Raw genomic sequence first — 11,938 nt, forward strand, 5'->3', positions numbered from 1 at the left:
CCTACCGCGTCGTCAGGGCACTGGCCGCGTCGACCCCGGATCGGTAACAGGCTTCGAGTTGGGCGCCGAGCAGATAGTCACCGGCCAGTTGTAGTCCCGGGACGGCGCGCAGCTGCTCGCGCAGCCCGGCGCGGAATCCGGCGTGGTCGGGTAGGTAAGCGCAGTGGGCTGCTGCCCAGCTGCGGGTTTCGGTGCGTAGTCGCTCGACGGTCGGGCCGCCGAGCAGGCCGCACACCTTGGCCTCGGCATCGTCGACCCACCGCGCCAGTTGTGCTGGGTCGGGCAGCGGCCGCGCCTCGCGTCCGCTGAAGGTGTAGCGGACGATATCGAGATCGTTGACGCCGTAGACCCCTGCCGCACTGCATGGCCCGGAATCGAACGCGATCGATCGCACGGTACTGCTGAACAATGGTCGCGCGTACTGCACCACCGCGACCGTCGAAGGATAATAGGTGACCTCGCCCAACATCTTGCCGAGTGCGGGAGCAAGCTCGCCCAGCAGCCGTGCGGACGCGTGCGCAGGGGTCGCGAGGACCACACCGTCATAGCCGGAAAACGTGGTCCTACCGTCGTTTTCCATGGTTTCCAGCCCGACCACCCGGCCTTCACGCAGCACCACGCGTTCGACTCGCGTGTGGAGGCGAACCGGTACCTGGCCGGCGAACCAGTCCAGCACCGGTTGCATTCCGTCGACGAGTTGGTCGTAGCGATCCTGCACCATGCCCAGGCTCACCCCGAAAGCGCCGAGATACACCTCGTCCGGCTCTGCGGCATTGAGCCGTACGGTCAACGGGCGCAGGACGGTACGGCTGAACTGTTGACCGAATCGAGTGCTGAGGGCGGCGCTGTCTTCGGCAGTGCCCAGGCGACCGAAGTAGTCGGAGTCGAGGTAACGGTTGCGTTCGTCGAATCGTACGCGCGCACCGTAGTAGAGCATGCGGGCCGCGTCGATGGGCGATCCGGTGCGCAGGAGATGGCGGAGGAAGCCGGCGATGCCCGGGTTGTCGAGCGTCACCAGCCGACCGTCGACGACCTGGGAGCTGTTGATCCCGAACGGCTCGTACGCACGTTCGCCGGATGCAGTGATGAACGCGCGCAGCTCGTGGTAGCGACGGCCGATATTTTTGCCGCCCAGCATGATCGGAGTCCCACCGAGCGTGCCGAAACCGCAGCGTCCACCGAGCGTCGAGTCCTGCTCGAGCAGTTCCACGGTGTTACCGGCGCGGTGCAGGGCGAACGCGGCGCCGATGCCGGACAGGCCGCCTCCGACGACCGCGAACTTCTGTGGCGTGCTCATGATCGGTTGTGCTCCTGTTCCGGCGGCACGGGGTAGGGCGCCAATTCGACGAGCGCGACAGCGATCCGGGCGCCGCGCTGGTGCAGGGTGACCTCGACGCCGATGCCGTCGAGTCCGGTGTCGGCAGTGGCGGTGGTGCAGGTGATGGGGGCGTCCAGTTCGGCGAAATCGGTGAAATGGGCCTCGACGCCGAGCACCGCGGCCGCCGGCGAATCGAGCAGTCCGGCCTCGCTCGCGGCCAGGACGGCCGCCTGCCGGAAGACCTCGAGCAACAGCGGACCCGGGACGTGGTCGTACTGGTGGTCGAAGAAGCTGGGATGACTCCGGTCGACTACGACGACCAGCTCGGGCGCGGGGGTCCGGCCGAGGACGACATTGCGTGGGTCGCGGCGCCCGACGAGCTCAGGTGGGAGCGGCCGCACCGGATCCGGTGCAGGATCGGCAGCTTGCGCACGGTTGCGGCGTTGCAGTGCGCGGAACTCGTCGTAGTCCACACGGGGGAAGGTGATCCCGCTGCCCGACAACGTCATCGCCAGCGCACCGTCGACAGTGAAGATGGCATCGAAGGGCACGTCCTGGTAGTAATCGCGCCCGGTGGCCAGTGCGCCCGGACGTACGCGGACCAGCCCCTCCAACGGGTAGCGTTCGCTGTCGCGGAACGCGCTGAGGTCTTCCACCATGAATGCCATGCGCTGCAAGCTCGCCGGGGCGTCGGCGGGCACACCGAGGTGACGTTGCCCGACGACGAGAAGTGCTTGGCGCACGGCCTCGACGGCGCAGAGAGGGTCGTGGTAGGCGACCAGTCGATCGAACCACAGCGAATGAGCGCGCGGAATCTGTACCGCAGCAAGGAATTCGGAGCCGCCGACAACGGCCGTATCGGCGACATAGACCTCGGCGAGACCTCGTCGATGCGCCAGTGCGGCGGGGACGAGTTGTTCGAAGCCGAGCGTGCCGCGCACCGGCCACAGGGGACTTGTCACGCGAGTACCGCCTCGTGAGCAGGGACCGTACTCCAGATGCGTTCGGCGAGCAGCACGCCGAGCATCCTCGGTGTCGGATGGGTGAAGAGATCTTCGAGCGAAAGATGCACTGCGGCGGCGGTGTTGATACGGCTGCGCAACTCCAGGATCGACAACGACGTCAGCCCGAGCGTGAGTACGGTCGCGTCCAGGTCGAGTTCGTCTTCGGCGCGGTCGACGAGGATTTCGCGGATCTGCTCGACCACCAGGCGCGTCGCGAAGTCGGTGCGCTGATTCTCGGGGACGGTCGGCAAGTCCGAGCGCCCGGGTCCGGGAGTTCTCGTGAGCGCGTCGTGACGGCCGAGGGCGCTTTGTCCCGCGATGTCGGCGCCGGCCACGCCGATCATGCGTTCGAGCTCGGAGCTGTCGGTGTCGACCCAGTAGCGGCGATGCTGGAACGGGTAGGTCGGCAGGTCGACTGTGGACGCGTCACCATCCCCGCACAGTGCCTCCCATCCGACCTCGGCACCGGAAACCCATGCCGTGCCGACCGCTTTCACCACCGAGGAAGCTTCACTGGTGCCGGGTCGCAGCATCGGCACGGCGGTGCAGCCGGTGTCTGCGAGCACCTCGTAGACGAGTCCGGCGAGCGTGTCACCAGCGCCGAGCTCGAGATAGGTGACGACACCGGCGTCGTTCAGGTGCAACACACTGTCGTGGAAGCGCACCGGCTCACGGGCCTGACGGACCCAGTGCTCGATCGAAGTGAGCTGCCCCGGTTCGGCCGCGGTCCCTGTCGACGTGGAGATCAACGGGATGCGCGGCTCGTGGAGCTGGACCGTCGCGAGGACCGCGCGGAACTCGTCGACGATCGCGGCGACGTGGGGTGAATGGAACCCGCGGTCCACGGCGAGCGGGGTGACGCGACGCCCGCGGGTGCGCCACTGTCGGCCGAGGTCCCCGACCGCGGCGATATCGCCTGCCAGCACGGTGGCGTTGGGTCCGTTGGCCGCCGCGATCGACACCTCGTTCTCCCGTCCGGCGATCGAGGCCAGCACCTCGGCGTAGGACGCTCGCACGGACACCATCGCTCCCGGCGCCATCCGTTGCATCAGTCTGCCGCGTGCCGCGACCACGGTGGCCGCGTCTGCCAGCGACAACACCCCGGCTACGTGCGCCGCCGAGAGCTCTCCGATGGAGTGCCCGAAAACGTAATCCGGTGTCGTCCCCCAGGATTCGAGCAGACGGAACAGCGCGACCTGGAGTGCGAACACCGCAGGTTGGGTGTAGTCGGTGCGGGGGAGTAGGTCCTCACCGTCGAACAGCACCGCGCGCAGCGAGCACTCCAGGTGAGTGTCGAAACCGGCGCACACCGTGTCGAACGCCGCCGCGAACACCGGGAAGGTGTCGTAGAGTTCACGGCCACTACCCGCGAGCTGTCCGCCCTGGCCGGAGAACATCATCGCCAGTTTCCCGCTGGGGGAGCGGCGGGCGATGACCGCCGGACCGCCGGTGCGCTCACCCGCGACCACGGCAAGACCGTCCAGCAGGCCTTCTCGGCTGTCTGCCACGACGACGGCGCGGTGGTCGAATCCCGCCCGGGTGGTCGCCAGCGAGTACGCGATGTCGGTGATGTCGTGGCCGGAGTCGGTCACGGCCGCGCGTAACCGAGCCGCCTGCTCCCGCAGGGCACCCGCGGTGCGAGCCGACAGCAGCCACGGCACGACCGCCGGTTCCACCCGTGCCGAAACGGTCTGTACTGCTACGGGTTCTGGTGCCTGTTCGACGATCAGATGGACGTTGGTGCCGCTGATGCCGAAGGAGGAGACCCCGGCTCGGCGCGCGTGTCCGGTGCTCGGCCAGGGGTGTGGCCGCAGCGCGAGCCGGATCCGGTCCCCGTTCCAGTCGGCGTGTGGGGTCGGTGCGTCGACATGCAGGGTGGGTGGGACGACGCCGTGCCGGATCGCCTGCACCATCTTGATCAGCCCGGCCACCCCGGCCGCCGACTGGGTGTGTCCCATATTGGATTTCACCGAACCGAGCAGCAGTGGTGGCGCACCGTCACGCTCGCCGTAGGTGGCGAGGAGGGCTTGGGCCTCTACCGGGTCGCCCAATACGGTGCCGGTACCGTGCCCTTCGACCACGTCGACCTCGGCGGCGCCGACCCCGGCGTTCGACAACGCTGCCCGGATCACGCGCTGTTGCGCGGTTCCGCGCGGCGCGGTGAGGCCGTTGGACGCGCCGTCGCTGTTCACCGCGGACCCGCGCAGCACAGCCAGGATCCGGTGGCCCTCCAGCTGGGCGTCCGAAAGTCGTTCCAGCACAACGAAGCCGACACCCTCGCCCCACGCGGTGCCGTCCGCGCCTGCGGCGAAGGATTTGCACCTGCCGTTCGGTGCCAGCGCACGTTGACGTGAGAACAGCGCGAACGGCATCGGTGTCGACATCACCGTGACACCCCCGGCCAGGGCCATCGCGCATTCCCGCAGCCGCAACGATTGCATCGCCTGGTGGATCGCGACCGCCGAGGACGAACAGGCCGTGTCGACGGTCACCGCAGGCCCTTCCAGCCCCAGTAGATAGGCCACCCGGCCCGCCGCCATCGAGGCGTGGTTGCCGGTGAAGTAGTAGGTCTCGGCGCCGTCCCAGGCCTGACTGGCACCGAATCCGTATCCCTGGTCGCTGAAGCCGACGAAGACGCCGGTATCGCTGCCGCGCAACGACATCGGGTCCACGCGAGCATGCTCTACCGATTCCCAGGCCAGCTCGAGCAGCAGGCGTTGTTGCGGGTCCATCGCTTCGGCCTCGCGCGGACTGATCCCGAAGAACCCGGCGTCGAATTCGCCCGCCTCGGTCAGGAAACCACCTTCGCGCACAGAGGATTTGGCGAACTTGTCGGGGTCGGGATCGTAGAACGCGTCGATGTCCCAGCCCCGGTCGGCCGGGAAGTCCGAGATCAGGTCGCGCCCGTCGAGCAGTGCATGCCACAGGTCGTCCGGTGAGTCGATTCCGCCGGGGAACCGGCACGACATGCCGACGATCGCGATCGGTTCCGTTGTTCGTGCCCGCTCGTCGGCGAGCTCCTGACGAGTCTGCTGCAATTGCCGGGTGGCGCGCTTGAGATACGCGCGCAGTTCCGCTTCGTTGGCCATCGGATCCTCGCTTTCTCCTCGGCTCAGACCGAGCGAACCTGATCGATCAGGTCGAACAGGGCGTCGTCGTCGGCGCCGTCGATGTTGTCGACCACGCTGTGCGTGCCGCCGCGTAGGGTGCGCGCGAGCGCGTCGATCCGGTCGAGCAGTTCACCGACCCGGTCCTGCGGCAGGTCCACGCCCGCCCACCCTGCGGCGAGCGCGTCGAGCTGCGCGGCGATCCGTTCGACCGGGTCGTCCAGCGGCGCGATCTCGGTGCGCAGGTACTCGGCCAGTGCCGCGGCATTGGGGTAGTCGAAGACGATGGTCGTGCGCAGCCGCACGCCGGTGGCCGCTTCGAGGCGGTTGCGGAATTCCACGGCGCCCAGCGAGTCGAAACCCAGATCGGTGAAGGCGGTGTCGGCCGGCACCGCCTCCGCCGAGACATGCCCGAGCACCGCCGCGGCGTGTGCACGGATCACGCCGAGCACCACCCGCTCCTGTTCGGCGGCGTCCAGACCGGACAGGCTCGTGACCAGGGCCGCCGATTCGTCGGACCCCCCGCCGGCCGCGCGGCGCGGACCGCGTGGCAGTGACCTAAGCATCGCGGGCAACTCGTCGTCACCGACCGAGCCGAGCGCGGTGAGGTCGAGCCGCGCGGGCACCGCCAGCGCTCTGCCGGTCGCCAGCGCGCTGTCGAACAGCGCCAGCCCGTCGTCGTCGGTGAGCGGCACGAGGCCGTCCCGGCGCATCCGGCGCAGATCCCGTTCGGTGAGGTGGCCGGTGATTCCGGTGCCGCGCTCCCACAACCCCCACGCGAGGGCGGTGGCGGGCAGGCCATGGTGTCTGCGGTGCTGGGCCAGCGCGTCGAGGAAGCCGTTGGCCGCGGCATAGTTCGCTTGACCGGGATTGCCGAGCAGCCCCGCGATCGAGGAGTACATGACGAACATCGACAGAGGCCGGCCCTCGGTCACCTCGTGCAATAGCCAGGCCGCATCGGCCTTCGGGCCGAACACCTTCGCGAGGTGCTCGGGGGTCTGAGCGGCGAACAACGCGTCGTCGACGACGCCGGCGGTGTGCACCACCGCGGTCAGCGGATGCGCTGGGGGGATCGCGGCGATCAGGGCGGTGAGCGCGTCGCGGTCGCTCACATCGCACGCGGTGATGTCGACGTGGGCGCCGAGCGCGGACAGTTCGGCGGCGAGTTCGGCGGCGCCGTCGGCGTCGGGGCCACGACGGCTGGTCAACAGCAGGCGCCGCGCGCCGTACCCGGACACCAGGTGACGGGCGGCCAGTGCGCCGAGTCCGCCGGTGCCGCCCGTCACGAGGACTGTGCCGTCACGGTCGAGTGGGATGGGCACCGTCAGCACGTACTTGCCGATGTGGCGGGCCTGGCTGAGCTGCCGGAATGCTTCGGGCGCTCGCCGCACATCCCAGGGGGTCACCGGAAGCGGCCGCAGGACACCGGATTCGAACAGGGTGTGTAGTTCGGTCAGGATCTCGCGCAGGCGGTCGGGTCCGGCGTCCATCAGCAGGAAGTTGCGGTACCGGACGCCGGGGTGGGTGAGGGCGATCTCGTCGGCGTCCCGCAGGTCGGTCAGGCCCATCTCGATGAACCGGCCACCGCGCGGCAGCAGGTCGAGCGAGGCGTCCACCTTGTCGCCCGCCAACGAATCGAGGACGACGTCGACGCCGCGCCCGCCGGTCGCTTCGAGGAATTTGTCCTTGAACTCGGTGGTACGGGTACTGGCGATACGGTCGTCGGTGAAACCGTTCTCGCGCAACGCATTCCACTTACCGGGGCTCGCGGTGACATACAGGTCCAGCCCGAGATGCCGGGCGAGCTGCACCGCGGCCATACCGACACCACCGGTGGCGGCGTGTATCAGCAGCGACTCTCCCGCTCGCACTTCGGCCAGATCGACCAGCGAATAGTACGCGGTGGCGAACACGATGGGTGCGGCCGCCGCCTGCTGGAAGGACCAGCCGGTCGGCACCGGAACCACGCTGCGCCGATCGGCCACCGCCGTCGCGCCGATGCCGGTGAAGATGCCCATCACCGCGTCGCCGACTGCGAAATCGGTGACATCGGGGCCGATTTCGACAACCACACCCGCCCCCTCGCCACCGATCGCGGTATCGGGGATCGGATACATCCCGAGCACGATCAGCACATCACGGAAGTTGACGCCCGCCGCCCGGACCGCGATCCGCAGCTGGCCGGGCTCGAGCGGCACGCTCTCGGGCCGGGCGGCCAGCACCATGTTGTCGCCGTGCAGCGTGCCGCGCCCACGGTCGACGAGCTGCCATCGACCCTCATGAAGCGCCTCGGCGGACCCGACCGTGTCTGCCCCGGCGCGAACCAGACGTGGTGCCTGTAGTTCGCCGTGCCGGATGGCCAGCTGCGGCTCGGTGGCCGATCCGGCGGCCAGGCGTGCGGCATCCCGGTAGCCGTCGGGGTCGTCGAGATCCAGCAGCGCGATCCGGCCCGGGTGTTCGTTCTGCGCGGTGCGCAGCAGGCCCCACACCGCGGCACCGACCAGGTCGTCGACGTCCTCGGCGCCGTGGACCGCGACCGCGCCGCTGGTGACGAAGACGATCAGTGCCCCGGAGAATTCGTCGTCGAGGAGCAGGGCGCGCACTGCGGTCTGCACATTGCTCACCTGCTCGGCGACCGGCTGGGATCGGTCGGCCGGATCGAGCCGGACGACGACCAGCTCGCTACCCGCACAGTGCTCGACCACAATACCGCGCGCCGTGTCCACAGGGACCCAGTTGCCTTGGGCTGCAACGGGTTCGGGTGCCGCAACGCCGACCCAGTTCACTTCGTGGAGTCCGCCGTCCGAGGCCGGGCGTCGGCCCAGTGCTGCCGAGGGGATCGCGCGCAAGGCCAGCGATTGGGCGGTGGCCACCGGCTTGCCCGCCGTGTCGCTGACCTCGAGACGGATCCGGTCGGTACCGACCGGTGTGAGACGAACACGCAGCGATGACGCGCCCACCGCGTGCAGTGCGACGCCTTCCCACGCGAACGGCAGCTTCACCGCACCGGACTCGGTGGGCCCGACTGTGCCCGTCGCGATCATCGCGTGCAGTGCGGCATCGAGCAGCGCCGGGTGCAGGCCGAAGTCGGTGGCGTCGGCAGCGGCTGATTCGGGCAGGGCTACTTCGGCGAGCACCTCCTCGCCGTGCCGCCAGATCCGGCCGAGACCGCGGAAAGCCGACCCATATTCGTAGCCTGCGGTCGCCATCGCGTCGTACGGGTCGTGCGTGGTGACCAGGACCGCGCCGACGGGCGGCCACGGTCCCTTCGTCTCCGAAGCCAGGGCTTCCGCCGGTTGCAGCGTGCCTGTGGCGTGCCCGGTCCACGGCAGTTCTTGCGCCGATGTCGTGCGAGGACGAGAGGATACGGTGAGCGTCCGATGCCCGGACTGCTCTGCCGGTCCGACCTGCACTTGCACGTCCACCGCCCCGTTATCGGGAATCACGAGCGGGGATTCCAGGACGAGTTCACCGACCACCGGGCATTGCACCGATCGGCCCGCGTACCAGGCGAGTTCGATGAATGCGGTACCTGGAAGGAGCACCGATCCGGCGATCCGGTGCCCGGACAACCACGGATGTGTGCGCACGGACAGCTGCCCGGTGAGCAGCAGCCCGCCGTCGGCGGCGAGACCGACTTGCGCCCCGAGCAGCGGATGCTCGGCGTCGTCGAGCCCGGCGCCACGGACATTCCCGCGCTCGCCCACCTCGAGCCAGAACCGGTCGCGCTGGAAGGCGTAGGTGGGCAGATCCACCGGGCGGGCGCCTGAGCCGTCGAACAGTGTGGTCAGGTCCAGTGCTGCGCCCTGGCAGTGCAGCGCGGCCAACCCCGCCACGAACGCGAGATCACCGGCGATACCTGGGCGCTGCAACGCGACCGCCGTGAGCGCCGTGTCTTCGTCGGCGATCTCGTGCACCATCGCCGTCACCGCGGTGCCCGGTCCCATCTCGGCGAAACAACTCACGCCACCCTGTTCCCGGGCCCACCGCACCGCGTCCAGATAGCGGACCGGTTCGCGTAGATGGCTCACCCAGTGCTCGGGGGAGCACAACTGTGCCGCCTCGGCCACCTTGCCGGTGAGCGCCGAGATCACCGGGACAGTCGGTGGGTGGTAGGTCAACCCTCGACAGACCGCGGCGAATTCGGGGAGGACGGTGTCCATGTGTGGCGAGTGGAACGCGTGGCTCACCCGCAGCCGGGTGGTGCGGATACCGTCGGCGGCCAACTGAGCCGCGATAGCGGACACCGCAGCCTCCGCACCCGAAACCACCACCGACGCAGGCCCGTTCACCGCCGCAACACCGACATCGTCGTAGCGGCGGACCAGGTCGGCGACGGTCTCCGGATCCGCGGCGACCGCCACCATCGCACCGCCTACCGGAGCGGACTGCATGAGCCTGCCCCGCGCGGCCACCAAGGCGCAGGCATCGGCCAGAGACCAGACCCCGGCGACATAGGCCGCAGTGATCTCGCCGATGGAGTGCCCCATGACGAAAGCCGGTCGTAGCCCCCATGATTCGGCCAGCCGGTACATCGCTACCTCGGTGGCGAACAGTGCCATCTGCGCGACCTCGGTGCTGTCGAGCGCCGCACCGGAGTCCTCGGTGAGCACCAGTTCGCGCACCGGAATCGCGCAGTAGTTGCCGAATTCGGCGCAAACGGCGTCGAACGCCGCGCGGTAGGCCGCGTAGCCGTCGTACAGTTCCCGTCCCATCCCCGTCCGCTGGGTGCCCTGGCCGGGGAACATCACCGCGGACACTGCCGCATGGGCACTGCCGCGCACCACATTCCGCGTGTCGGCGCCCCGCGCGACCGCCCGCAGCCCCTCGATCAATTCCTCGTGGTTCCGCCCGGCGATGACCGCTCGGTGCTCGAACCGGGCTCGCGTGTCGAGCAGCGACAACCCGATATCGACGGGCTCGACCGCAGGGTCCGTCGCGAGCTGGTCGAGCAGGGCAGCGGCTTGTGCGGCAACGGCATCCGCGGACCGGGCGGTGACCACCCACGGAACCACCGGTGGCGGGACGACATCCCGTGGCGGCTGGACCGGGTACTCACCCCGTTCGATCACCACATGGGCGTTGGTGCCGCTGATGCCGAACGACGACACCGCGGCGCGCGGCGGACGACCCGTCGCAGGCCACGGCCGGACCTCGGTCACCAACCGGACTGCCCCCGACGACCAGTCCGCGTGTGGCGTCGGTTCGTCGACATTCAAGGTCGGCGGCACCGTGCCGTGCCGCATCGCCATCACCATCTTGATCAACCCGCCTACTCCCGCGGCGGCCTGCGTGTGCCCCATATTCGACTTGAGCGACCCGAGCAGCAGCGCGTGCTCGTCGTCGCGTTCCGCGCCGTAGGTCGCGAGCAACGCCTCCGCCTCGATCGGATCACCGAGCCGCGTGCCGGTTCCGTGCGCCTCGACCACATCCACCTCGTCGGTGCGCAGACCCGCGTCCGCCAGCGCCGCGCGGATCACCCGCTGCTGCGATCGTCCGTTCGGTGCGGTGAGACCGTTGGACGCACCGTCGGAGTTCACCGCTGTACCGCGGACCAGCCCGAGGATTCGGTGTCCGTTTCTGCGGGCCTCGGATTCCCGCTCGAGCAGCAGCATGCCGACACCCTCGCCCCACGCCGTGCCGTCCGCCCCCGCCGCGAAGGATTTGCATCGACCGTCGGCCGCCAGCGCCCGCTGGGCGGAGAACGCGACGAACGCCGCCGGAGTGGTCATCACGGTGACACCGCCGGCCAGCGCCAGCGTCGTCTCACCGGCGCGCAGGGACCGTACGGCTTGATGGATCGCGACCAACGACGACGAGCAGGCGGTATCGACCGTGACAGCGGGACCCTCCAAACCGAGGACATAGGCCACCCGCCCCGAGGCGATACTCGAGGCCTGCCCGGTCATCAGGAAGTTCTCGATGCGCTCGCGCACCCGATCGTCGAGATCGCGCGAAGACGGGCCCTGCACATCCGGCATGAGGCCGACATACACACCGGTGTCGCTTCCGCGCACCGTGGTCGGGTCGATGCCCGCCCGTTCGAAGGTCTCCCACGCGGTCTCGAGTATCAATCGCTGCTGCGGGTCCATCGCCAGTGCTTCGCGCGGGCTGATACCGAAGAAGTTCGCGTCGAACGCGGTGGCGCCCGCGACGAAGCCACCCGTGCGCACATACGATCTGCCCGCGACCCCCGGTTCGGGATCGAACAGCCCCGCCACATCCCAGCCCCGATCGGTCGGCCATTCGGTCACCAGGTCACGCCCATCCAGCACCGCCTGCCACAGCTGCTCGGGCGAACTGATCCCACCCGGATACCGGCACGCCATTCCGACAATGGCAATCGGTTCACACGCCTGCGCTTCGATCTCGTCGAGGCGCGTCCGGGTGGTCTGCAATTCCCGGATCGCCTTCTTCATGTATGTGCGCAGTTCGTCTTCGCGGGCCATTGAGCAGGACTCCTCGGTGGGCGGAATGTGACAGAAACGAGTAGTGCAGCGGGATCGGGC

General features: G+C 69.1%; 4 protein-coding genes. All 4 read right to left on the minus strand.

Annotated elements, in window-relative coordinates:
• Nucleotide 1: 1 nt before the first annotated feature.
• Genes AB0I19_RS02750 through AB0I19_RS02765 form a run of 4 tightly spaced genes read right to left on the minus strand, consistent with a single transcriptional unit; the run spans nucleotide 2 to nucleotide 11,878 of the window.
• Nucleotides 2-1,297, minus strand: coding sequence for an FAD-dependent oxidoreductase (locus AB0I19_RS02750; protein ID WP_357143667.1), 1,296 nt, complete (start codon nucleotides 1,295-1,297; stop codon nucleotides 2-4).
• Nucleotides 1,294-2,280: an AfsA-related hotdog domain-containing protein gene (locus tag AB0I19_RS02755; RefSeq protein WP_357143669.1), complete on the minus strand. Its 987-nt coding sequence runs from the start codon at nucleotides 2,278-2,280 to the stop codon at nucleotides 1,294-1,296. The genes AB0I19_RS02750 and AB0I19_RS02755 overlap by 4 nt, the downstream gene beginning before the upstream one ends.
• Complete coding sequence (locus AB0I19_RS02760) at nucleotides 2,277-5,411, minus strand: beta-ketoacyl synthase N-terminal-like domain-containing protein (protein ID WP_357143670.1); 3,135 nt, start codon at nucleotides 5,409-5,411, stop codon at nucleotides 2,277-2,279. The genes AB0I19_RS02755 and AB0I19_RS02760 overlap by 4 nt, the downstream gene beginning before the upstream one ends.
• Before the next feature lie 23 nt (nucleotides 5,412-5,434).
• The gene (locus AB0I19_RS02765; RefSeq protein ID WP_357143672.1) at nucleotides 5,435-11,878 is read right to left on the minus strand and encodes a type I polyketide synthase; all 6,444 of its coding nucleotides are present in this window, start codon (nucleotides 11,876-11,878) and stop codon (nucleotides 5,435-5,437) included.
• Between the last annotated feature and the right edge of the window lie 60 nt (nucleotides 11,879-11,938).

The organism is Nocardia sp. NPDC050413 (assembly GCF_040655475.1).
Classification (GTDB): Bacteria; Actinomycetota; Actinomycetes; order Mycobacteriales; family Mycobacteriaceae; genus Nocardia; species Nocardia coubleae.